The sequence below is a fragment of the Clostridium sp. YIM B02569 genome, assembly GCF_022320765.1.
In the GTDB taxonomy this organism is placed as follows: Bacteria; Bacillota; Clostridia; order Clostridiales; family Clostridiaceae; genus Clostridium; species Clostridium beijerinckii.
On record NZ_JAKJJX010000040.1, the window covers coordinates 1 to 22,530 of the forward strand.

The 22,530-nt window shown below is 29.3% G+C and carries 25 protein-coding genes and 1 tRNA gene; 8 read left to right on the plus strand and 18 right to left on the minus strand.

The genetic code is table 11. From position 1 onward, the window contains the following. Window positions 1–71, minus strand: a tRNA-Glu gene (locus L3B96_RS25260). A gap of 180 nt (window positions 72–251) precedes the next feature. Then, entirely contained in the window at window positions 252–800 is a 549-nt protein-coding gene (locus L3B96_RS25265; RefSeq protein ID WP_238948923.1) for a hypothetical protein, read from the minus strand. A 233-nt stretch (window positions 801–1,033) separates the two neighbouring features. Between L3B96_RS25265 and L3B96_RS25270 the strand changes: the two genes are divergently transcribed. Next, window positions 1,034–2,278 carry an NAD(P)/FAD-dependent oxidoreductase gene (locus tag L3B96_RS25270; protein ID WP_238948924.1) on the plus strand — a complete coding sequence of 415 codons (1,245 nt, stop codon included), beginning with the start codon at window positions 1,034–1,036 and terminating at the stop codon, window positions 2,276–2,278. A 103-nt stretch (window positions 2,279–2,381) separates the two neighbouring features. Here L3B96_RS25270 and L3B96_RS25275 read toward each other — a convergent pair whose 3' ends face one another. The 3 genes from L3B96_RS25275 to L3B96_RS25285 all read right to left on the minus strand — a co-directional run bounded on the left by L3B96_RS25275 (window position 2,382) and on the right by L3B96_RS25285 (window position 4,987). Next, window positions 2,382–3,128, minus strand: a complete 747-nt coding sequence (locus L3B96_RS25275) for an acyl-ACP thioesterase domain-containing protein (RefSeq protein ID WP_238948925.1) — start codon at window positions 3,126–3,128, stop codon at window positions 2,382–2,384. Window positions 3,129–3,419: 291 nt separating this feature from the next. After that, window positions 3,420–3,602: a DUF1858 domain-containing protein gene (locus L3B96_RS25280; RefSeq protein ID WP_012061222.1), complete on the minus strand. Its 183-nt coding sequence runs from the start codon at window positions 3,600–3,602 to the stop codon at window positions 3,420–3,422. 98 nt (window positions 3,603–3,700) lie between these two features. Continuing rightward, on the minus strand, window positions 3,701–4,987 hold the full coding sequence (locus tag L3B96_RS25285; protein ID WP_012061223.1) for an adenylosuccinate synthase: 1,287 nt from the start codon (window positions 4,985–4,987) through the stop codon (window positions 3,701–3,703). 250 nt (window positions 4,988–5,237) lie between these two features. Between L3B96_RS25285 and L3B96_RS25290 the strand changes: the two genes are divergently transcribed. Then, a complete protein-coding gene (locus L3B96_RS25290; protein ID WP_238901116.1) occupies window positions 5,238–6,413 on the plus strand; it encodes a malic enzyme-like NAD(P)-binding protein in 1,176 nt (391 codons plus the stop codon). Between the two features lie 352 nt (window positions 6,414–6,765). Further along, window positions 6,766–7,299 (plus strand): hypothetical protein, encoded by a 534-nt coding sequence (locus L3B96_RS25295; protein ID WP_238948926.1) that lies wholly within the window; start codon window positions 6,766–6,768, stop codon window positions 7,297–7,299. Window positions 7,300–7,360: 61 nt separating this feature from the next. Here the strand turns inward: L3B96_RS25295 and proC are convergent, their stop codons facing one another. After that, the gene (gene proC / locus L3B96_RS25300) at window positions 7,361–8,161 is read right to left on the minus strand and encodes a pyrroline-5-carboxylate reductase (protein ID WP_065417464.1); all 801 of its coding nucleotides are present in this window, start codon (window positions 8,159–8,161) and stop codon (window positions 7,361–7,363) included. A gap of 145 nt (window positions 8,162–8,306) precedes the next feature. On the opposite strand from proC, the gene L3B96_RS25305 reads away from it, so the two are divergent. After that, on the plus strand, window positions 8,307–8,645 hold the full coding sequence (locus L3B96_RS25305) for a hypothetical protein (protein WP_017213159.1): 339 nt from the start codon (window positions 8,307–8,309) through the stop codon (window positions 8,643–8,645). A gap of 100 nt (window positions 8,646–8,745) precedes the next feature. On the opposite strand, the gene L3B96_RS25310 is transcribed toward L3B96_RS25305, so the two are convergent. From L3B96_RS25310 to L3B96_RS25360, 11 genes are all read right to left on the minus strand, one after another. After that, on the minus strand, window positions 8,746–10,083 hold the full coding sequence (locus L3B96_RS25310) for a replicative DNA helicase (protein ID WP_012061228.1): 1,338 nt from the start codon (window positions 10,081–10,083) through the stop codon (window positions 8,746–8,748). 135 nt (window positions 10,084–10,218) lie between these two features. Further along, window positions 10,219–12,114 (minus strand): Lon family ATP-dependent protease, encoded by a 1,896-nt coding sequence (lonC, locus tag L3B96_RS25315; RefSeq protein WP_238948927.1) that lies wholly within the window; start codon window positions 12,112–12,114, stop codon window positions 10,219–10,221. A gap of 12 nt (window positions 12,115–12,126) precedes the next feature. Continuing rightward, entirely contained in the window at window positions 12,127–12,573 is a 447-nt protein-coding gene (gene rplI / locus L3B96_RS25320) for a 50S ribosomal protein L9 (RefSeq protein ID WP_017213161.1), read from the minus strand. Window positions 12,574–12,576: 3 nt separating this feature from the next. Beyond that, window positions 12,577–14,517 (minus strand): DHH family phosphoesterase, encoded by a 1,941-nt coding sequence (locus L3B96_RS25325; RefSeq protein WP_041900769.1) that lies wholly within the window; start codon window positions 14,515–14,517, stop codon window positions 12,577–12,579. A 20-nt stretch (window positions 14,518–14,537) separates the two neighbouring features. Beyond that, a complete protein-coding gene (locus tag L3B96_RS25330; protein ID WP_012061232.1) occupies window positions 14,538–14,858 on the minus strand; it encodes a MazG-like family protein in 321 nt (106 codons plus the stop codon). 177 nt (window positions 14,859–15,035) lie between these two features. Next, window positions 15,036–15,296 (minus strand): 30S ribosomal protein S18, encoded by a 261-nt coding sequence (gene rpsR, locus L3B96_RS25335; RefSeq protein WP_012061233.1) that lies wholly within the window; start codon window positions 15,294–15,296, stop codon window positions 15,036–15,038. Window positions 15,297–15,320: 24 nt separating this feature from the next. Then, a complete protein-coding gene (gene ssb, locus L3B96_RS25340) occupies window positions 15,321–15,770 on the minus strand; it encodes a single-stranded DNA-binding protein (RefSeq protein ID WP_012061234.1) in 450 nt (149 codons plus the stop codon). A gap of 13 nt (window positions 15,771–15,783) precedes the next feature. Beyond that, on the minus strand, window positions 15,784–16,071 hold the full coding sequence (gene rpsF / locus L3B96_RS25345) for a 30S ribosomal protein S6 (RefSeq protein ID WP_012061235.1): 288 nt from the start codon (window positions 16,069–16,071) through the stop codon (window positions 15,784–15,786). Window positions 16,072–16,172: 101 nt separating this feature from the next. Beyond that, the gene (locus L3B96_RS25350; RefSeq protein ID WP_012061236.1) at window positions 16,173–16,367 is read right to left on the minus strand and encodes a DUF951 domain-containing protein; all 195 of its coding nucleotides are present in this window, start codon (window positions 16,365–16,367) and stop codon (window positions 16,173–16,175) included. After that, the gene (locus tag L3B96_RS25355) at window positions 16,367–17,290 is read right to left on the minus strand and encodes a mechanosensitive ion channel domain-containing protein (RefSeq protein WP_012061237.1); all 924 of its coding nucleotides are present in this window, start codon (window positions 17,288–17,290) and stop codon (window positions 16,367–16,369) included. Before L3B96_RS25355 ends, L3B96_RS25350 begins: the two co-directional genes overlap by 1 nt. Before the next feature lie 15 nt (window positions 17,291–17,305). Then, window positions 17,306–17,548, minus strand: a complete 243-nt coding sequence (locus tag L3B96_RS25360) for a DUF3343 domain-containing protein (protein ID WP_238901118.1) — start codon at window positions 17,546–17,548, stop codon at window positions 17,306–17,308. Between the two features lie 168 nt (window positions 17,549–17,716). On the opposite strand from L3B96_RS25360, the gene L3B96_RS25365 reads away from it, so the two are divergent. From L3B96_RS25365 to L3B96_RS25380, 4 genes are all read left to right on the plus strand, one after another. After that, complete coding sequence (locus L3B96_RS25365; protein WP_012061239.1) at window positions 17,717–18,364, plus strand: LysE family transporter; 648 nt, start codon at window positions 17,717–17,719, stop codon at window positions 18,362–18,364. A gap of 15 nt (window positions 18,365–18,379) precedes the next feature. Then, window positions 18,380–19,531: an aminotransferase class V-fold PLP-dependent enzyme gene (locus L3B96_RS25370; protein WP_238948928.1), complete on the plus strand. Its 1,152-nt coding sequence runs from the start codon at window positions 18,380–18,382 to the stop codon at window positions 19,529–19,531. A gap of 166 nt (window positions 19,532–19,697) precedes the next feature. After that, the gene (yyaC, locus tag L3B96_RS25375; RefSeq protein ID WP_065417466.1) at window positions 19,698–20,285 is read left to right on the plus strand and encodes a spore protease YyaC; all 588 of its coding nucleotides are present in this window, start codon (window positions 19,698–19,700) and stop codon (window positions 20,283–20,285) included. 374 nt (window positions 20,286–20,659) lie between these two features. Beyond that, the gene (locus L3B96_RS25380) at window positions 20,660–20,896 is read left to right on the plus strand and encodes a hypothetical protein (RefSeq protein ID WP_238948929.1); all 237 of its coding nucleotides are present in this window, start codon (window positions 20,660–20,662) and stop codon (window positions 20,894–20,896) included. A gap of 1,095 nt (window positions 20,897–21,991) precedes the next feature. Here the strand turns inward: L3B96_RS25380 and L3B96_RS25385 are convergent. Then, on the minus strand, window positions 21,992–22,480 hold the full coding sequence (locus L3B96_RS25385; protein ID WP_238901120.1) for a DUF4446 family protein: 489 nt from the start codon (window positions 22,478–22,480) through the stop codon (window positions 21,992–21,994). Between the last annotated feature and the right edge of the window lie 50 nt (window positions 22,481–22,530).

Below are 22,530 nucleotides of genomic sequence, written 5' to 3' on the forward strand. Positions count from 1 at the left end.
GACTCCTAGGGGAATCGAACCCCTGTTACCACCGTGAAAGGGTGGTGTCTTAACCGCTTGACCAAGGAGCCATGCTATATTGTCTTTCGCTTAAATGTCTTAACTAGATGTCCTTGAGTTATTCAAGCTGCTGACCACATAGACTATAATACCCAAAATTAGATTCCCTGTCAACACATTTTTTCATTTTTTTTATTTTTATATTATTTATTTTTAATAAAGTGGCATTATATCTACATTTCAGAGGTTCCTTAAATATAATCTCTAGCCTCCTTCAGACTAGATAAAAGATCTTTTTTTAAATTAATTTTCTCTTCAATATTTTTTATTTCACCACAACATATTTCTAAAAAATCTTCTTTCTCTATTTTATTAATATTTATACTATATCCATTCTTTTTAAAATTTTTTCCTGACGCTTTAACTTCTAAAGGAAATTTATTATTTATAAATAACAGCATTTCCTTTTCCCATACTTTACTTTTGTACAGTTTATATTTATCTCTTAAAATACTTAGATTTTTTACCTCTTCTTTAATTTCTAACTTTAATGATTCATATAGTGCATTGTAAAAAAGTACTGATATCCCTCTTTTTAATTTAATTTTCAAGAAATTTCTATTGTTAATTAAAAATTTATCTATATCACTTTCACTTATACATTCCACATCATTAAAAGAAAAACTCTTTACCCCACTCATATTCGGATAATTAACCATTATATTATCAAAGTTCATTCTGATCACTTTAAATACTCTTTCGAAATCTCCCGAATTCATATTAATTACCTTTACTTCCATTATAAAATCACCTCATTTTTAGTATTCCTTTCTTTTAACCTTAATATTACTATGATAAAATTTATTAAAAAGTATTATAAAATATTGAATAATATGATTTGAATCCTTTTATTTTAGTAGTGATTAATAAATTAATGGTATACTTAAAATATTCAGTTTATTTTAGCACTGGGTAAAATATGTGATTTAATTTTATATGGTCAATAAAACATACATAGGGAGTGATTGTTATAATGATTTATCACGATTTAATGATTGTCGGCGGTGGTGCCTCTGGCCTAATGGCTGCAATAATAGCCAAAGATTTTGGACTTGATGTGGCAATTATTGAGAGCAACGATAGAATTGGCAAAAAAATTCTTGTAACTGGCAATGGAAGATGTAATATTACTAATAAAAATATATCTCACCCATTTGGGTGTTTCCATAGTGAAAATCAAGATTTCTTTAAAGCGACATTAGATAACTTTACTGTTAAAGATACTGAAAGCACATTTTTATCTCTAGGATTGCCATTAATTGAATTGGAAAGCGGAAAGATGTATCCAAAATCTCTTCAGGCCTCTTCTGTAATAGATATATTCAGAATGGCAATAGATGATAGACAAATACCTCTATATACAAATTGTAAAATTGATTCTATAAGTAAAAAAAATAACTTTATTTTAACAAGTAATAATGATGACTTTAAAAATTTTTCTTGTAAAAAACTTATTTTAAGCTGTGGTGGGAAATCAGCTACTAAAACAGGTTCTGATGGATCTGGCTATAAACTATGCAAGTCATTGGGTCATAGTATTATAGAGCCTATTCCTGGCATTGTTCAATTAAAATTAGATTATCCTTATTTAAAAGCTCTATCAGGAGTAAAATTTGATGGCTCTGCTTCTATTTTAGTTGATAATAAAGTTATTCTAACAGAGTTTGGTGAAATACTTTTTACCGATTATGGAATTTCAGGCCCCCCTATAATGCAATTATCATCTTATGCTTCTAAAGCTCTCTATGAAAATCTAAATGTAACTATAAGAATAGATATGTTTCCACTAGAAAGTAAAGATGATATTGAAAATTTCTTTACCACACATTTTTCTATGTTGGGTCACAGAGAAATATCAACAGCCCTAATTGGGGTTATAAATAAAAAATTAATTTCTACAATTCTAAAAGATGTTGGGATAAAAGATATACATCTACCGTGCAGTAGTATTGATTGGAGAACTACCAGCAAATTAATTGATAAGTTTAAAAGATGGGATTTTAAATGTATTGGCACTAATGGCTTTAACAATTCACAAGTTACAGTTGGTGGTGTAAATACATCTGAAGTAAATAATATTTCCTTAGAATCTAAGTTAGTTAAAAATCTTTATTTCTGTGGAGAGATTTTAGATGTGCATGGAGATTGTGGAGGTTTCAATCTTCAGTGGGCATGGAGTTCTGGGTATTTAGCAGCTAAGTCTGCTGCCAATAGTTAAAAATTATTAACTTATCTATAAAAATAATACTATAAAATTAGCTGTCGTAATTATTAATGCTACCTAGATTCTTACAACAGCTAATTTCCTCTATTTACCTTTATTATCTTTTCCAATCTGCTTCTAATAGCGTTAGTTCAGTTCCTTCACCATTTTTTATAGTATGATATGATTTTAAACTATTTTCATCAATTACATTTATAGCAGCAGTTGATGAAATCTTATCCCCATATGTTGTTTCTTTCTCAAATACTACCTTAATTCTTTTAAGAGTATAATTATTAATGATATCGAGAGGAACAGCTTCCATTGCCCACTCAACATATTTGACATTATTAACATGGTTATTAGAATCAATATCACTGTATCTTATGTTAAATTGCTTATAGTATTGTGCATCATTTGTTCTTTCTATTTTATCCATACTTATATCGTAATCAACATCACCATCTGCTCCATACATATGATATTGTTCATCTTGTATTCGCATTGGCCTTCTTTTATCTATATTAATTAAGAAAAATAATGCTAGTGCTTCCCCTATAACATTATTATTCTCATCATTAATTGTATATTTTCTTAATCCATAGAATTTCTTAAAGCCTATAGCTTCTGTTGTGACACTTATTACCTCACCAAACATTGGATATCTATACATTTTTATATCGTATTTATAAAATACCCAAGCGCAGTTATTTTTCGTACAGTAATCAATTCCTCCACCTAAGGCTTCTGATTGTTGAGTGCCTACATCACATATAAAATCTATTATAGATGACAATTTACATCTTAAATTAGAATTTACTTCATAATAATGTATTTCATATTTTTTTGTAAACTTCTTACTCATAATTAACAATTGTAAAATGCAAAAATAAATCTCAAGCTAAATTTGAAACATTTTTATTTAACGAATAAATTATAGCTAAATGGCATCTATTTTGATTTACAACTCCTCCCCTCCTTTACTATATCTTATATTTATTATTATAAAAAATTATCAATAATATTGTTAATGAATTATTTAATATTATAATCACAAAAATTGAATTACCCATAAGAAAACATAAACGATATAAATATATTTTTTAATAAGTAAAAAAGGATTCCCTAAAAAGAAAATCCTTTTAAAATAATTATCTTATCTATTTAATGCTTCTAATAAATCGTCTAGATTTAATCCATGTACTGTTGCAGCTTCTGCTATAGTTTCAGCTTGAGCTGATGGACATCCAACACATCCCATTCCAAAACTCATTAAAACTTGAGCTTTAGATTGATCTGCACTAACTACTTCACCAATTGTCATATCTTTAGTTATCATACTTTCACCTTCTTTAATATAACTTTATGTAATTATTGTCTACAATAAAATTATATTTTATACAAAACATAAAGTCAATACCCGAGCATAATACTAAACTATAGATTATCTATTCTCATAGTTTGATCTCTCTTTGGTCCAACTCCAACTATAGAAATTCTAGTCCCCGTGAATTCTGATATTCTTGCTAAATACTTCTTAACATTCTCAGGTAATTCATCATAACTTCTAACATCAGCTACACTATCATCCCAGCCATCAAATTCTTCATAAATTGGTTCACACTCTGCTAAGTCTTCTAAACTTGCTGGGAAGTAATCTATAACTGTATCATTAAATTTATATCCAACACATACTTTGATTTTTTCTAGACCAGCTAAAGTATCAATCTTAGTAACAGCTAATGATGTCAATCCACTCACTCTAACTGCAGTTTTAATTATAACTAAATCAAGCCATCCACATCTTCTTGATCTTCCTGTATTTACACCATATTCGTGTCCCTTTTCTCTAATCCAGTCTCCAGTTTCACCAAGTAATTCTGTTGGGAATGGTCCTTTACCGACTCTTGTAGTATATGCTTTTGTTATACCTACTGCATTAGTAATCATATTAGGTCCTATACCAGAACCACTTGAAACGCCTCCTGCAGTTGTGTTAGATGATGTTACATACGGATATGTACCATAATCAATATCTAATAGCATTCCTTGAGCGCCTTCAAATAAAACTGTCTTATCTGCTTTAATTGCATCATATACCTTAACTGATGTATCTTGAACAAATGGTCTTAATTTCTTAGCAAAACCTAAGTATTCATCTAGTATCTCATCAAAATTTAATGCTTCTCCACCTAATACTTTAGTAATATAAGCATTTTTCATTTCAACATTTTCTCTTAATTTTTCTATAAAGACATCTTCATGCAGTAAATCACAAACTCTGATTCCACATCTTTCAAATTTATCTGTATAACAAGGTCCGATTCCTCTACCTGTAGTACCTATATCATTTTTTCCTCTAGCTTTTTCTTTTAATTTATCTAGTACCTTATGGTATGGCATTATAAGCTGTGCTCTATCGCTTACTATTAACTTTTCAGGCGATATTTTAACTCCAACACCTTCTAAGTATTCTATTTCTTCAAATAAAGCCTTTGGATCTACAACTACTCCATTACCTATAACATTTAATTTATCTTCGTATAAAATTCCAGATGGTATTAATCGCAATTTGTATTCTTTATCACCAACCACTACTGTGTGACCAGCATTATTTCCACCTTGAAATCTAACAACTACATTAGCTTCCTCTGCTAAGTAATCTGTCATCTTTCCTTTTCCTTCATCTCCCCATTGAGCTCCTAAAACAATAAATGCTGACATTTATATTGCCTCCCTTAATATATAAAGTTTAAATAAATAACTTTAATTTTTATTATCAATTTGGAGTTTCATTAAATTTATTTTAACCTCTCCTTTTAAATAGTAGCAAAGTACTTTTCTATGGTCAACCACATATCGAATATTTTTTTGCTTTTTTTATAAATAATTCGTATAATTGTTTTATATTGTTATGATCAAGATCATGTTTTTGTAAATTTGAATATATTTAGCATATTAAGGAGTGTTTTTAATGAATATTTATGAAGAAGCCTTGAAATTTCATGAAGAAAAAAAAGGTAAATATGAAATCAAACCTACCTGTGAAGTTAAGACTGCTAAGGATCTAAGTCTTGCATATACACCTGGTGTTGCAGAACCTTGTCGTGAGATACATAAAGACCCATCCAAAGCTTATATATATACTCGTAAATGGAATACAGTTGCTGTTATTTCTGATGGAACTGCGGTTCTAGGACTTGGAGACATTGGCCCACTTGCTTCTTTACCTGTCATGGAGGGTAAGAGTATTTTATTTAAGGAATTTGGTAATGTAGATGCATTTCCTATAGTTTTAGATACTAAAGATATAGATGAAATTGTTAATACAGTTGTAAATATCGCGCCAACTCTTGGAGGAATAAATCTAGAAGATATTTCAGCTCCTAGATGCTTCGAAGTTGAAAAAAGACTGAAAGAGAAATTAAATATACCAGTATTTCATGATGATCAACACGGAACGGCTATAGTTGTTTTATCAGGTCTCTTGAATGCCTTAAAAATAGTAAATAAAAAACTAGAAAGCCTAAAAGTAATTATAAATGGTGCTGGGTCTGCAGGAACTGCCATATGTAAGTTACTACTTTCTTCTGGAGTTAAAAATATAGTAATGTGTGATATAGATGGCGTAATAAGTAGAGATAAAGATTTAAGTCATAATATTTACATGCAAGAACTAGCTAATATAACTAATCCAAATAATGAAACTGGTACGCTTAAAGATGTTATAAAAGGTGCAGATGTTTTTATTGGTGTTTCTGCCCCAAATATAGTTTCTAAAGACATGGTTAGAACTATGAACAAAGATGGAATAATATTTGCAATGGCTAATCCAACCCCTGAAATTTTTCCTGAAGATGCAAAAGAAGCTGGAATTGCAGTAATGGGAACTGGTCGTTCAGATTATCCTAACCAAATAAACAATGTATTAGCCTTTCCAGGAATATTTAGAGGCGCTTTAGATGTAAGGGCTACAGAAATTAATGAAGATATGAAAGTAGCTGCTGCTTATGCTATAGCAAATGCTATACCGGCTGGTGAACTATCTCCTGATAATATAATACCAAAAGCATTTGATCTAAAAGTTCAAGCTTTAGTTGCTGAAGCTGTTAAAGAAGCGGCAATTAGAAGCGGCGTTGCTAGTATTTAGTATTCATGAATTTAAGTTTTTGATTTCCTATTTCAAATTAAGACCTACAATTGAATGATAAACTCAATTGTAGGTTTTATTATTTGTATTGCTTTTCTATTAAGATTCTACCAGATAATATAATACTGAAAATAAATATTTTATCCACAACTTCACTTAAGCAATAATTATTCACAGAATAAGTTTTATATAATTATCCACATTATATTATTATCAATCTTATCCACAAGAAGTATCTTCAAGAATTATGTTAATAAATATATTATTCTCTTAAAACCAACTTAACTATAACCAATACTATAGGCAACCATAAACTATTTAATTAATATTAATTACATTGGGAGTGAATCACATGAATAAATTACTAATACCTATAAATGATGATACCTTTAAAGCTAAAGTTAATATAAGATTTAATAATATACTTGATGGCTTATATTCTTTCAAAAATTTTACTCTTGTAGCTAGTGATATTGATGATGGTGAGAATAAACTAATCAAATTAATAGAATATATTTTTGAGATCAATAATTCTAACGCTTATATAGATTTTTATATAAACAAAATTTCACCTGAAGACAAAAATACGCTTTTTCATCTCCTTTCAGATGAAGATAAAGATATATTCACGTCTTATTTAAATTTTGATGAGCACACTGGTGTATTTTTTAGACTTATTGATAAAGAACTTATACCATTACTAGTTCGTTTAAATACAAGAGAAATTTTCTTCGTCACTTTTTATTTTACTAATAAACCTATAACAATTTGGGGAAATTATGATTTAAACTTTCCTTGTTTTTTTAATGCTCAAGAAGATTTTGAATTTTACTATAATATATCTAAATCATTTGGCCTATTAATTAATTCTGATTTGGAAGGTTAAAGTTATAAAAAAGGTATATTAAATAATTATAATTATTTAATATACCTCCACTTTTCAATTACTACATATTTTTAGATTTCTCTGCACATTTATCCATAGCCTGTATAACACTATTTCTAAAACCTAATTTCTCTAGTTCAACTACTGCATCTATAGTAGTCCCAGCAGGTGAACAAACCATATCCTTTAACTCTCCTGGATGTTTTCCTGTTTCTAAGACCATCTTTGATGATCCTAAGACACTCTGTGCTGCCATTTTATAAGCTTTAGCCCTAGGTATTCCTAATCTTACCGCTGAATCTGCCATAGCTTCAATAAACATGAAAACATATGCAGGTGATGATCCACATAATGCAATAAATGCGTGAAAATCTTTTTCTTCTAGTTGAACACATTCTCCGAAACTTTCAAATATCTTAAAGCAATAATCCAACTCATCTTTAGTTACATTCTTATTAGGGCATACCGCTGACATTGCTTGCCCTACAAGTGCTGGCGTATTTGGCATTGTCCTAATTATTTTAGCACTACTATTAATCCACTCCTCCATATTGCTAATTGTAATTCCTGCAGCTATAGTAATAATTAATTTATCTGTTGTTAATTCCGATTTAATTTCACTTATCATTTCCTTAAACATAAAAGGTTTAATAGCTAAAATAATAACATCAGATTCTCTTGCAACAATTGTGCTATCTAAAGTTGTTTTCACTTGGAAACTTTCTTCTAATCGCTTTGAAGAAGATTCCGTTTTAGTTGATACTATTATATCATCAGCCTTTATAAATCCAGATTTAATAAGACCTCCAACCATAGAACTTCCCATATTACCACAACCAATGAAACCAATTTTTTTATTCATATCATAGCCCCCATTAAAAAATTTTTGTTATTTATTCAAATTTTATCATTTTATATGAATATCTTAATTATAAACCACCACTATCATAGGATAGCTTGTATTAAAACTTCACAAACTATAATTAAATATGAAGGGAGGAATATATATGAAAGATAATTTTTTAGTATATAATAATTGTTTAATAAGCCCAAAAGAATTCATTAATTCCGTGCTATCTCTTGAGCTCGAAGAACAACTTCCTACATGTGAACTTGAAGAATCTTCAGATTTTTATTACATAAATGTAGATTCATTCTATGATAGTAAACATATATTAGAAATATCTTATAAAAATCATTTTTTAATATTAAAAATTATGTTTAATAATAATTCAAAAGAATTTTTATTTCAGCGAATTTTTTATTTATCAAAAGTTGATGTAAGTAATATTTTACTCCACGATAATAAAAGCAGTTTAAAATTAATAATTCCAAAAGCTGTTTAATACTAATCATATTATTCACATCATTTAAAGATATAAGAAATTTTATATTTATATAAATTTCTTATATCTTTTTAATTTAGTATTACTAATTATTTAAATTTTATTCCTTATGAATTAAATCTAAATTACCGAATTTACTATACTGACCAAGCCAAGCAAGTTTAACAGTTCCAACCGGTCCATTTCTCTGCTTAGCCATTATACATTCACCGATATTTTTATCTTCAGTTTCTTTATTGTAATATTCATCTCTATATAAAAACATAACAATATCAGCATCTTGCTCTATAGATCCTGATTCTCTTAAGTCAGATAACATCGGCCTATGATCTGCTCTTTGCTCAGGCGCACGTGACAGCTGAGACAAAGCTATTACTGGACATTCCATTTCTTTAGCTAACGCTTTAATCGATCTCGAAATTTCAGATACTTCTTGTTGTCTATTATCACTACCTGATCCTCCAGACATGAGCTGCAAATAGTCTATGACGATTAGATCTATTCCATACTCCATTTTAAGTCTTCTACATTTTGATCTCATTTCCATAACAGTTACGCCAGCAGTATCATCTATATAAATTTTTGCCTTTGAAAGTGGACCTGCAGCCATAGCTATATTTTCCCAATCCTTATCTTCTAAAGTTCCAGTTCTAAGGCTTAACATATCTACGTTTGCTTCTGAACAAAGAAGTTTATATGCCAATTGCTCTTTAGACATTTCCAGAGAAAAGACTACAACACTTTTATTTTCTCTAAGAGCTGCGTGTTCTACAATATTTAGTGCAAATGTTGTTTTACCCATTGAAGGTCTAGCTGCTATTAATATCATATCTCCACTTTGAAATCCGGATGTTTTTGCATCTAGATCAGTAAAGCCAGATCCTACACCAGTAATTGTTCCCTTATTGTTGAACAATTTCTCTATTTGTGCAAATCCTCTTTCTAATACATCGCTTAAAGGTTCGAAATCCTTTGATGTTCTTTTTTCAGCTATATTAAATATTTTCTTTTCAGCACTATCCACGACATCTTCCACATTACTTTGATTATTATAACTTTCTTCTATTATTGCAGTTGATGACTTAATAAGTTTTCTCAACGTAGATTTATCAGAAACAATTTTTATATATGCGCTTAAGTTTGCAGTAGTTGGTACAGAAGAGCTTATTTCTGTTATATAGGTTACCCCTCCAGCTCTCTCAAGCATATCAGAACTCTTCAAATATTCTAATAGTGTTAATAAATCTACTGCTATATCACTTCTAAACATTTCTTGTATAGCTTTATATATTACCTTATGACCATCTCTATAAAAATCCTCTTCTTCTAAACTCTCTAGAACTTTGGCAATAGCATTCTTATCGATGATCATAGATCCTATAACTGATTGTTCCGCTTCTATGCTTTGAGGCAAACTCCTCATAACTGATGCATCCAAGTTTTATTCCTCCTATCTAATTATCAATTGACAATTAATTTTCCCTTTATCTTTTGTATATCATCATTCTAATTCTATCATTTCTTAGTTGCAAAAAAAAGTCTCCTTCATATTAAGGAGACCTATTTCATTAAATTAAATAAGGGCAATGTCCATAATCTCTTTTATAGATCCTACAGTTCTAATATCTATGTCATCAGTATTTAGAGGAATTTCATTTTTATTATCACTTGGAATTAAAACAGTTTTTATTCCCATTCTTCTAGCTCCATATATTTTTTCAAATATTCCTCCAACTGGTTTGACATTTCCTTTGAGTGATATCTCTCCTGTAATAGCCATATCTTGTCTTATAGGTTTGTTTAACAACGAACTTATTATGCAAATGGTGATAGCTGCACCTGCTGAAGGTCCATCTATTTTTCCTCCACCAACTATATTAACATGAATATCATAATCTTTAATGTCTTTATCGGTTAAGCTTCGGATTACTGAAGCAGCATTAAATACGGAATCCTTAGCCATACTTCCAGCTGTATCATTAAATCTTACTATACCTGAACCCTTTTTCTTTGCAGCAAAAACTGTAGCTTCAATTTCAATTGTAGATCCTAAAAAACCACTAACGCCTAATCCATACACATGCCCAACTTCGCTTTTGTCTACATTGCTTAGTCTTTCATATGGTGTATATCTTCCAACTGATATTACCTCATCTAAATCTGATAATTTTATTTCTAAGTTATCAATAAATTTTTTAGATCGGTGTAACGCATATCCATATGTGTCTGTCAGAATATTTACAGCTTTTCTACCCTCAAATGTATAATTACTTATTTTTTTAGCAACCCCATCTTCTAATTTTACCTTTAATTTCTTAGCTGCATCTTCTACTATGAATACGACATCCTTTGAAGAAAGAGGTTCAAAATACACTTCTGTACATCTAGACCTTAAAGCCGGATTAATTTCACTTGGACTTTTAGTTGTAGCGCCAATTAAAACAAAGTCTGCTGGAGCTCCATTATCAAAAAGATATTTTATATATTTAGGTATTGTTTCATCATCCGGATCATAGTATGATGATGAAAATTCTACTCTTTTATCTTCTAAAACCTTCAACAGCTTGTTTTGAAGCATAGAGTCCAATTCTCCAATCTCATCTATAAATAGTATACCTCCATGCGCCTGTGTAACTAAACCTGGTTTAGGTTCTGGTATCCCAACCTCAGCCAGATCCCTTTTACTTCCTTGATATATTGGATCGTGCACTGATCCTAGCAATGGGTTTGTTATTTCTCTAGGATCCCATCTTAATGTAGTACCATCAACTTCAACGAATTTAGATTTGTCATCAAAAGGAGTAAATGAAAGTTTTTTAACCTCATCTAAAGCTAATCTTGCTGCTGTAGTTTTTCCAACTCCCGGAGGTCCATATAATATTATATGTTGTGGATATGGTGATGAAAGCTTTGATATTAATGATCTTATAGCTCTTTCTTGCCCAACTACTTGATTAAAATCAGTTGGTCTTAAAAAGCTCATAATATTTTTACTAGTAATTCTACTATCTAATTCTATTAAATTATTCAATTTGCTGATAGTCTTTTTATTTTCAGAACCCTTTTGCTTGTTTATAACTGAAAGTCTAACTTCATCTATATACTTTTCCTGCTTTTCCATAATAGATTGTTCAACTTGAGATTCGATTTTATTTTGAACATATCTTTTTGCTAGTTCATTTGAAATTAACCTAACTGTTCTATTTATAGCTTTTTGCAATTCTTCTTCCTTAGGTGTAACTTTTAAATCTTTTCCCTCTGCTAATATAGTATTTAGTGCGAAAACTTTATCGCGGAGATTTGATGATTGAATGAATTTATCTAGTTTAAACCTAACTGTTCTAGCCCTAAAAGCTCCTTTGTCAAGTACATTCTTAGTTATAGAAAATAAAGCCTCGATTTGTGATTCTAATGATAAGGTTCCTGAAATAATATCCTGCAATAAGCTTGCGTCATCATATGAATTCAAAATTAATCCTCCTTATTCTTGTGGAACAATAATCACCTTCATTTTAGTGCTAACTTCTGGATATAGTTTAATATCAATTTCATATCCACCTGCTAATTTTATTGTATCCATAACAATTTTCTTTTTATCTATTTCAATCTTATACTGTTCTTTAATTAATTCTGCAACATCTTTACTAGTAATTGCACCAAATAACTTTCCACTTTCTCCTGTCTTAGCTTTAATTTTTATTTCTTTTCCTTTTAATTCTTCAGCTAATTTTTGTGCTGCCTCAAGTTCTGCTAACTTTTGTTTTCGCTCATTTTCTTTTTTATTATTCAAAATGTGCATATTTGCATCACTAGCTTCTTGTGCTAATTTCCTTGGAAATAAAAAGTTTCTTGCATACCCGTCTGAAGCCTCAATGATATCACCCTTTTTACCTATCTTTTTAACATCTTGTAATAAAATAACTTTCATAACTTATTCACCTATCCTTAAGTATTTTTTCATTACTTCTTTTAATTCAACAATTACTTCCTCAATTGTCTTATTTGATATTTTTACGCCAGCAATATTCATATGTCCTCCTCCGCCAAGTGCTTCTAGCACTACTTGAACATTAATATCGCCTACTGACCTTCCACTTATATATATATCGTTATTTACTTCCCCTAAAACAAAGCTTACAGATATTCCGGATATATTTAGCAATTCATCTGCTGCCTTTGCTATAATTACTGTATCAATATTTTTAGGGGTTATAGCAATAGCTGTATTATCTCTTACTTCAGCAGATTTTATAGTCTCAGCAATAAGTAAATAATCTTCTAGGTCATCAGTAAACATCTTTTTAATTTCTATAGGATCTGCTCCCAAGGATTTTAAAAATGATGCAGCATCAAAAGTTCTGACACCAGTTTTAAAAGAAAACCCTTTTGTATCCATAAAAATACCTGCAAGCAAACCTTCTGCTTCTGTTCTTGTTAATTTAGGCTTATCAACCATATACTGAATAATTTCTGTTACCATCTCTGATGTAGATGAGGCATATACTTCTATATAATTAAGTATATCATGCTCTATCATATCAGGACTTCTTCTATGGTGATCTATTATTACTTTTCTTTGAACCTTATCTACTAGCGATAAATCAGCAACATAACTCTTATTATGAACATCCACAATAATTACTAGTGTTTGGGCATCTAAATCACTTTTTGCCTCTTCTACTGATATAAATAAATCATCATATTTAGATTCCTTGTTTAATTTATTTAAGAAATATCCAATTGCAGTAATGTCATTATTTAATATAATTTTACACCCGATCCCCAATTGCTTAACCACGCTAGCCAATCCGACTGCAGATCCAAAGCAATCCATATCAGGATTCTTGTGTCCTATTATATAAACCTTACTACTCTCTCTAATTAGTTCACTCAAAGCTCTAGCTATAACTCTTGCTTTTACTTTAGTTCTTTTTTCTATTTCTTTTGAATTTCCACCAAAAAACTTTATGTCATCATTAGTTTTAACAACAACTTGATCTCCACCTCTGCCTAACGCTAACTCTTTAGCTATATTAGCATTGTTATGATTTTCAAGTGGAGACATTCCACCTCTGCCAACACCAATAGATAAAGTAATTTCAATTGAATTCCCCTTATCTATTTTTGATATTACTTCCATTATATTGAACTTGTGTTTTATTTCATCTTCAATATACTTATCTTGAATTGATAATACATATTTATTGGTATCATATCTTTTAATCATTGCTTTTAAGTTATTGGCATATGTGTTTATTGTTCTCTCTATTTCAGCTACTAAAAGCGGTCTGTTGTTATCATCGGTTTTATCTATTACTTCTGTAAAATTATCTACTTCTATTAACATTACACTCTCTTGAGTGGTTTCATAATCTATTAGCTTCGTAATGTCATTAAAAGATAATAAGTATAGATTTTTTTTATTTTTAGTTTCAATTAAAGTAGCGTATACATCATATAATTTATTTTGTATGCTCAATCTTTGATGCAAATTATTTTCATTCTTTAAAAAATCATCTAGATTTATACCTCTGGCTATACTTAAAATATTCTTTTCAGTATTTTCTTCATCTGATTTTAAAGTGTTAAATAAATTATTATACCAAACTATTTCTCCATCTTCTTTTATCAATACTAATGGATATATTGATTTTAATGCATTCTCTGATATACCTTTATTTATACTTTTTATAAATTGGTTAAAATCACTTTCCTTTTCCAAGTAATAATTTAATTGGTGGAAATTATCTATAAAATAGATTACTAGGATAATTATACCTATGCCTGTATAATTATATGCAAATAATAGTATTAAAATTGTAATTAGTAATCCAGGCTTAAGCAAACGTTTAAGCATAGTTATCCAATTCATAAAAAGCCTCCTAAGAATATTTAATCTCTTCTGTTACTAATATAATGCTTCAACTTACTTAAGCTTTTACCTTCTTTTTCAACTTGATCCTCTGCTCTTACCCCTAAATCTAATTTTGATTTTATATTATGGTCTATATCTACCAATGAATATCCTAACTTATCACCTAGAATATATAGTATAATTATAGCTCCTGAAATACAATCTAAAATAGAATCACGGGCTACATTGTTACCTTTTGTCAATAGTCTGAAAAACTCTCCTATTATACAAAGAAGTTGTGCTTTTAAATCTTCTATAATCTTAATGTTAGTCATAATATTAAAATTATCTTTTCTCATAGTCTATCACCTCTCTCAAAACCCTTGTATTATTATTTTAATTTTTTTTTGTGAGTATTGCAAGAATTTATAGACAATTTGCTATATTTTTCCACAAAGTTGAGAGATTGATTTAATAATAATATTTTTTTATATTAAAAACCCCCTGATTTCTCAGGGGGGATATTACTACTACCATTATTCTGTTGTAAATGGTAATAATGCTATGTTTCTTGCTCTCTTAATTGAAGATGTTAATTCTCTTTGGTGCTTAGCACAAGTTCCAGAAATTCTTCTTGGAAGAATCTTTCCTCTTTCTGTAACATATTTTCTAAGCTTATTTATATCTTTATAGTCGATAAATTCAGCTTTATCTACACAAAAAGCACAAACTTTTTTTCTAGATCTTCTCATTTTACCGCCAGGTCTTCTACCGTTGTTACCTTCTTCTCTGCTCATTATATTCCCTCCTTACTTAAAATTTTAGAAAGGCATATCTCCGTCATCTACCGGAGTTATATCCTCTTCAAATCCACCACTGAATGCATCATTCGCTGGTGCTGAATATTCATTGCTATTACCAAAACTATTTCCTGATGAATTACTTCCTTTACTTCCTAGGAATTCAACTCCACCAAATTGATCTGCTACAACTTCCGTAACATATCTCTTAGTTCCGTCTTTCGCATCATAACTTCTGGTTTGGATTCTACCACTAATAGCCACTTGGCTACCTTTACTCATGTAATTAGCAGTACTCTCAGCTTGTTTGCCCCATACTACTACAGGAACAAAATCTGCTTCTCTTTGGCCAGTTTTTGTATTATATTTATCAACTGCTAATGTTAAGGTTGTTACTGCTGCTCCACTTCCTGGAGTAAATCTTAGTTCTGGATCTTTTGTTAATCTTCCGATTAGAACTACTTTATTCATTTACAACGCCACCTTATACTTGTTCATTAACAATGATATGTCTTATAACACCATCAGTGATTCTGAATATTCTATCTAACTCTCTTGGTAATTCAGGGTTAGCAGTAAAGTTAACTAAAGTATAAAAACCTTCACTAACTTTTGAGATTTCATAAGCAAGCTTTCTCTTACCCCAGAAATCAACATTTTCTACTGTTCCTCCACCATTTTCTATAACACCCTTAAACTTTTCGATGTTAGCTTTTACAGTTTCTTCATCGAATGATGGGTTTAATATAAATATAGTTTCGTACTTTCTCATTAATTTCACCTCCTCCCCTCGGACTAACGGCTATGCTTTGCATAGCAGGGATTACAATTAATGATTATACCATTAATAAAAGAATGAATCAAGTTATTTTGCTAACTTTCTGCAGCAATTACTATTTTTTTTGCTTCCTTTTTAAATTTCACTCTAGGAATCATTACAATTCTACCACAGCCAGTACATTTTATTTTTATATCTGCACCTACCCTTATTATTTCAAATTGATTTGAACCGCATGGATGTTGCTTCTTCATTTCAACCACATCTCCAAGATTAAAGTTTTCTACCATTACTCCCCATCCTTCTCTATATTTTCATTATCTAGTTGTTTCTCATCCAATGATACATTTATTCTATTTTTATCTAAAGCTAACTTTATTGACATTCTAAGCTCTCTTTCCATTTTCCACTGCATTAATGGCTTTGCATTCCCTACTACTCTTATTGTAACCTTTGATACTTCAAGAGCTATGACCCCAGTTATTTCTATGGATTCACCTATATATTCTTCGTTTTTGCTCTTAAAATCGTCACAAGCAGCTCTTATAACGTTAATAACTTTTTTAATATCTTCCTGTGGAGATATATCTATGTCTACCGTGAACCTAATATCATTCCTCGAATGATTTGTAACTCCACCTATTGACCCATTTGGAATTGAATGTATATCCCCTGTAAAATCTTTAATCACGGTGGCTCTAATTCCTATACTTTTGACAATTCCGTTAAAACTTCCTATTGTTACATGATCTCCTACTCCAAATTGATTTTCAAATAAAATAAAAAATCCATTAATTAAATCTTTTATTAGACTTTGCGCACCAAGACCAACTGCAATTCCACCTATACTCGCAAACGTAAATGACATACCACCAAATACAATTGATATTATTATTGTTATCCCCATAAAATATACTGAATATTTTAAAACACTTTTCAATACTTCCCCCAAAGTTTTTGCCCTTTGAGAATCCAAAGAAATCACTGCATTGCTTTCAATCTGCTTATCAACAAACTTTTTTATTAAATGCTTACCTATTTTTATAGAAAAATACATTATAATAATTACAACTGCTATTTTAAGTGCTTTATTTATTATTAGCTCGATTGATTTAACACTTATGATATCTACTAGCGTACTATTAATATTAGATTTCAATTCTTTTAAAAATTGGAAATCTTCCTCTAACTCTATTAAGTAATTACCATACAAACATAATCCCCCCTCCTATTTATTAATTAGTATATATCCTTCATCATTTCTATAGTATATATTTTTATATTCCATCAAATCATTATTTATTATGTTATCTATATCTGCCTTTTTATCTATTCTCACGCATATCCCACAACTCATAGTTATAGATGTAGGAGTTGGCATTATTCTAAACTCTAGATCTAATTCTTTTAAATTTTTTTCTGCTGACATTGCATCATATGTATTTTTGAATACTATTATATAATAATCCATATTTACACCACCTATATAATCTTTATTATAACTTATATTAATATTATATATATTTTTTTAAATTTATAAAGGTTAAGAACACATTCATATAAAAACTTCATAAATTTAGTGAAAAATATATCTTTTTATTTTATAATTATATAGAAATGCAATTAGAAGGAGAATATAATGTTTTCAGTAATTAACATATTAAAAGCTATATTAATTGGTTTTTTTACAGGTTTTGTTGCCTCTATACCTTTGGGGCCCTCAGGCCTTGAATCTGTTAGTCGTTCAATATCAAAAGGTTTTAAAGAGGGATTTAAAGTATCACTTGGTGCTGTATCCGCAGATATAACATATATAGTAATTATAAACCTAGGTCTTTTTACAATACTTACTAGAAATCCTAAGTTTCACAGTCTATTTTGGATAGTATCTGGTATTGTTTTAATTATATCTAATAAAATATCATTTACAGCTAAAAAGCCAGACCTTAACTTAGAAAAATCAATTTATAGACGTTCATCAAATGCTTTTTTAACTGGTTTTTTGATAACGTTTCTCAATCCAACAACTCCATCATTATGGATTGCATTAAGTGGAACCATATTCAATGTTTGGAGACATCATGGAAGGATATATTTTATATTCTCAATCTCATCAATGATAATTGGAAGTATAACTTGGTTTTGCTTTCTTAATATTTTAGTAAGTAAAGGTTTTAAGAAATTCAAACCTGATTTGGCCAATAATACAACTAAAATATTGGACTACTTCCTATTTGCTTTGGGTATAATATTTATTATTTGGGGCTCTTACAAATTATTTTTTTAGAGGTGAATACTTGATATGGAAGTTTACTTAGATAATTCATCAACAACTTTTCCTAAACCAAAGCAAGTTATTAATGCCATGTGTGACTATATGCTAAATGTAGGTGGCAATGCAGGCCGTGGAAATTACAGTAATTCTCTTCAAAGTAATAGATACCTTTATGATGCAAGAGAATTAATTTGCAATTTTTTTGGTTATGATTCCCCTAGTAATGTTATTTTTACAAACAACGTTACTACATCTTTAAACATATTAATCAAAGGTATTTTAAGGCATGGTGATCATGTAATAACATCTTCAATGGAACATAATTCTGTTATTAGACCATTATTCTCTTGTAAGGAGAATCTTCAAATTGAATTAGATATAGTGGCTGCAAATTCTGAAGGTTTTATCAATGCCAATGATTTAAAGAAGAAAATTACTAATAAAACAAGGCTAGTTGTAATGACTCAAGCATCTAACGTCACAGGCTCAGTACAAGACCTATATAACATCGGTAAAATATGTGATGAAAACAATATTTTTTTCATTGTTGATTCTTCTCAGGGTGCCGGTGTTCTGGATATCAATATGAAAAACATAAAAGCTAATGCGATAGCTTTTACAGGACATAAAAGTTTATTGGGTCCGCAAGGAATTGGTGGATTTATATTGGACTCTAAATTTAATGACTCTTGTTCAAGTCTAATACATGGCGGTACTGGAAGTCTTTCTTATTCTTTATCACAACCAGACTTTCTACCTGATAAGTTTGAATGCGGAACTCATAATCTTCCAGGGATAGTTGGATTATCAGAATCTATTAAATACATAAACTCAGTAGGTTTAAATTCAATTTATGAACATAATAACTACTTAATAAAACATATGCTAGAAGGTTTGCTAAACATCAAAGGAATAACTGTTTATGGTGATTTATCTGGCAAAAGGCTAAGTTCATGTATTTCTATAAATCTTAATTCCCTCGATCCTTCTGAATTGGGATATTATTTAGAATGTGAAGGAATAAAGACTAGATCTGGTTTGCATTGTTCTCCATTAGCACACAAGACCATAGGTAGTTATCCATCCGGAACTGTCAGACTAGGCATTAGTTATTTTACAACTAAGGAAGAAGTTAATTATGTGCTTACGGTTCTAAATAAAATTTCAAAAAATCTATAACAACAAATATTTCAAGTGCTCTTAGCACCGGCCTTAATACATACCTTTTATATTATTTTCTTGTTAGATGTGATTATTAATTTAATTTATATTCTATTTATTATTTTTAGATAATGAATAAAACCTCTTTTTATTGGAAATAAATCTAATAAAAGGAGGTTTTCTTATGTGTCAAAGTTTTTCTGTAAACTCATCTTCACTGGCTTCTTGTACTAAAATCAAAGATTATTTATTGACTGAATTACAACCAATACTTTATGAAGATAGACCAATTATATTTATTTGTATTGGAAGTGATAGATCTACTGGAGATTCATTAGGCCCATTAGTAGGACATAAATTAAAACATTTTTCTAAGAATAATATACATATATTTGGAACACTCGAAAATCCAATACATGCAAAAAATATAGTAAGTAAATTAAATGAGATAAATTTTAATTTTATAAATCCATATATTATAGCAATCGATTCTTGTTTAGGATCTATAAATAATATAGGTAAAGTTTTCATACAGAAAAAGCCTCTACTTCCTGGTTTGGCTTTAAATAAGAACCTTCCTGCCGTTGGTGATATGAGTATAACTGGTATTGTAAATGTATCCGGAGGATTTGATTTTTTGGTTTTACAAAATACTAGATTATATACTGTTATGAATCTCGCAGATTCAATTTCTAGAGGTATCTATTATTTTATTTTAAAGAGCTTAGATAGGCCTAGCACTACTAGCACTTCTGTAAATATTCAATTTTAGTAACTTTTAATTCTTAATTGTTTTAACAAAACAATTCTCATTTCTATGATTATTAATTTATTTTAAACTTATATAGTTGTCATCAGTGTAATACTATTTTGTATTATTTTTTAATAAAGATTGTTTCACGTGAAACAATCTTTATTTTCTTTGCTAATTTTCTTTTAATAATAAAAACTTTCTAACCATGCGTGGTATATTATAATTTAATAATTTTCTGGTTTTTAACATAACTATAATCACTTACTTATAACTATACTAGTGTAAGAATGCTTGAATAATTCTACAACTAAATAAAGTAAAAAAACACCTATGACAAATCCTTATTATAATTGAGTTACCACACAATAATGCCAACAAGGAGCCATACATAAATGCTTGAAAACACAATTGTATCGGATGAACTATCAATATACAATTTTTTAAAAGAACTAAATTTTAATTTTTACTTAACTACGCGTCAATTAAGGAATTTAGAAAATATAATGAATGCTATGATATCAGAAGGTTATAATGTTAAAATTTCCGACATAGCAGAGCTTGCTCCTTCGAAACATAGAACTAGTATTACTAGATTTCTTTCAAATAATAGTTTCTTTACTACCGTGTAACGGATTAGTTCTGCCATACTCAATTGATATCTATGATAAAGATAGAATTAACTCAAAAATTAATTACAACACTTCTCAAGCTTGAAAATAAAGCCTATATATTAGCTGTTCGTTAGGCGATTGAACCATTTTTTAGAGATTACAAAACTTACTTAGGGCTAGATGGAAATCAAGTGAAAAGTAAAAAAAGTATTAATAGATATCTAATCATAATGTTAGTAAATTATACTTATTGCGAAATATACTGTATTGATTTTCTTCACATTAATACTGAATATAAGTTGCTAATAAGAATTTAGAAAAGTCTAAAATAATATATTTACAAAGCTACTTCAAGCGGGTAGGTCTAGAAAAATTTTCTAGTCATTAGAAATAGCTTGTAATCTGTTTTTTTATTCAACTGTAAATTTCTTTAAACAAAGCTGCACCATTGTAGATAATATCTATTTTTGAATAAGGAAATCAATCTTGATTATCTATGTAAATGCGTCGATATATTCCTTCAAGGTTCATTTATTCATACGCTATATCTTCTCTATATTTTATTTTTATATACTCTTTTATTATCTTTATGCTTATTCCTATTATATCTACATAATATCCTTACAGAAAATTGTCCATTTCTATACTTGCATTTTTGTGTGTCTATAAAAAATCATCAATGAATTCTACCTTTCAGATACCCCCTAGATTTCACTACACTTAATTTAGGTGGTATACTTACAAACATATTATATAATCTAGAAATGCTTTCACTTCTATAATTTCAAGTATTTTTTTCACATAATAATCCAGGTGTTTTCATATATCATTCTTTATCTTCTTGTATATAAATTTTTTTCTAAACCTTGGCATGAAAACTATATGATATTTACCATTCCGTTCACTATACTCTAAATTATCAATGTCCATAAAAGCACCTCCTTGTAGTTCATAGTTCAAGTCGGCGAACATGCTATAATTTTGCAGCAGAGATTTATTTCTTCACTTACAGCCAAAAGCTTTCCGTAACCACAAATCCAACTTGTTACATTCTTAAATACAAAAATAGAGCACCAAAATCTATTGGTGCTCACTTAACTAAAATCAATTCTACTAATTTTTATTTTCTTTATTAGCTGCTTCATTTAAAACATATAACTCTTCCTCCGAAAGGTCATATCTTGATATTCCCTTATCAATTGGTTTTGCATAAGTTGTACTTTCTTGCCTTCCATATATACCAGTTAAAATAACCCCATCATTTCTATCATCTAGCATAGCTATCGAAAAGCTCAAGTCACTACCAACATTCTCGAATGCCTTATATCTCATAATTGCTACTTTTTGAACACAATCCTTCATCTTAACTTCTAATCTCTTACATTCTTCTAGAGCCTTATCAGATCTTTCTTTAGCATCCTCAATACTATCTAATCTTTCCAGTAACATTTCTTCTAAATTATTATTAGTAGTACCTTTCATTAATTTTCTGTATCTGCTTTCTACTTTTCCAACTGCTTTAAATAAGACCACTACCATTATAAATAATAATATAATTATTATTGCCATTCCAATTAATAAATATGGCATTATATCATTCATTGCACTAATTAGCATATCCAATTTTGTGTCATTCCTTTCATAATTGTTTC

Excerpts from the sequence above, each read along its gene's own strand:
- L3B96_RS25285 (WP_012061223.1), bottom strand. The coding sequence starts at position 4,987 with ATGTCAGCATTTATTGTTTTAGGAGCTCAATGGGGAGATGAAGGAAAA.
- L3B96_RS25350 (WP_012061236.1), bottom strand. The coding sequence starts at position 16,367 with ATGGTAGAAAACTTTAATCTTGGAGATGTGGTTGAAATGAAGAAGCAA.
- L3B96_RS25360 (WP_238901118.1), bottom strand. The coding sequence starts at position 17,548 with ATGGATTATTATATAATAGTATTCAAAAATACATATGATGCAATGTCA.
- rplI (WP_017213161.1), bottom strand. The coding sequence starts at position 12,573 with ATGAAAGTTATTTTATTACAAGATGTTAAAAAGATAGGTAAAAAGGGT.
- ssb (WP_012061234.1), bottom strand. The coding sequence starts at position 15,770 with ATGAATAAAGTAGTTCTAATCGGAAGATTAACAAAAGATCCAGAACTA.
- L3B96_RS25325 (WP_041900769.1), bottom strand. The coding sequence starts at position 14,517 with ATGAATTGGATAACTATGCTTAAACGTTTGCTTAAGCCTGGATTACTA.
- L3B96_RS25370 (WP_238948928.1), top strand. The coding sequence starts at position 18,380 with ATGGAAGTTTACTTAGATAATTCATCAACAACTTTTCCTAAACCAAAG.
- L3B96_RS25365 (WP_012061239.1), top strand. The coding sequence starts at position 17,717 with ATGTTTTCAGTAATTAACATATTAAAAGCTATATTAATTGGTTTTTTT.
- L3B96_RS25330 (WP_012061232.1), bottom strand. The coding sequence starts at position 14,858 with ATGAGAAAAGATAATTTTAATATTATGACTAACATTAAGATTATAGAA.
- L3B96_RS25380 (WP_238948929.1), top strand. The coding sequence starts at position 20,660 with ATGCTTGAAAACACAATTGTATCGGATGAACTATCAATATACAATTTT.
- L3B96_RS25270 (WP_238948924.1), top strand. The coding sequence starts at position 1,034 with ATGATTTATCACGATTTAATGATTGTCGGCGGTGGTGCCTCTGGCCTA.
- L3B96_RS25385 (WP_238901120.1), bottom strand. The coding sequence starts at position 22,480 with ATGAATGATATAATGCCATATTTATTAATTGGAATGGCAATAATAATT.
- L3B96_RS25275 (WP_238948925.1), bottom strand. The coding sequence starts at position 3,128 with ATGAGTAAGAAGTTTACAAAAAAATATGAAATACATTATTATGAAGTA.
- proC (WP_065417464.1), bottom strand. The coding sequence starts at position 8,161 with ATGAATAAAAAAATTGGTTTCATTGGTTGTGGTAATATGGGAAGTTCT.
- yyaC (WP_065417466.1), top strand. The coding sequence starts at position 19,698 with ATGTGTCAAAGTTTTTCTGTAAACTCATCTTCACTGGCTTCTTGTACT.
- L3B96_RS25305 (WP_017213159.1), top strand. The coding sequence starts at position 8,307 with ATGAAAGATAATTTTTTAGTATATAATAATTGTTTAATAAGCCCAAAA.
- L3B96_RS25295 (WP_238948926.1), top strand. The coding sequence starts at position 6,766 with ATGAATAAATTACTAATACCTATAAATGATGATACCTTTAAAGCTAAA.
- L3B96_RS25280 (WP_012061222.1), bottom strand. The coding sequence starts at position 3,602 with ATGATAACTAAAGATATGACAATTGGTGAAGTAGTTAGTGCAGATCAA.
- rpsR (WP_012061233.1), bottom strand. The coding sequence starts at position 15,296 with ATGAGCAGAGAAGAAGGTAACAACGGTAGAAGACCTGGCGGTAAAATG.
- rpsF (WP_012061235.1), bottom strand. The coding sequence starts at position 16,071 with ATGAGAAAGTACGAAACTATATTTATATTAAACCCATCATTCGATGAA.
- L3B96_RS25290 (WP_238901116.1), top strand. The coding sequence starts at position 5,238 with ATGAATATTTATGAAGAAGCCTTGAAATTTCATGAAGAAAAAAAAGGT.
- L3B96_RS25265 (WP_238948923.1), bottom strand. The coding sequence starts at position 800 with ATGGAAGTAAAGGTAATTAATATGAATTCGGGAGATTTCGAAAGAGTA.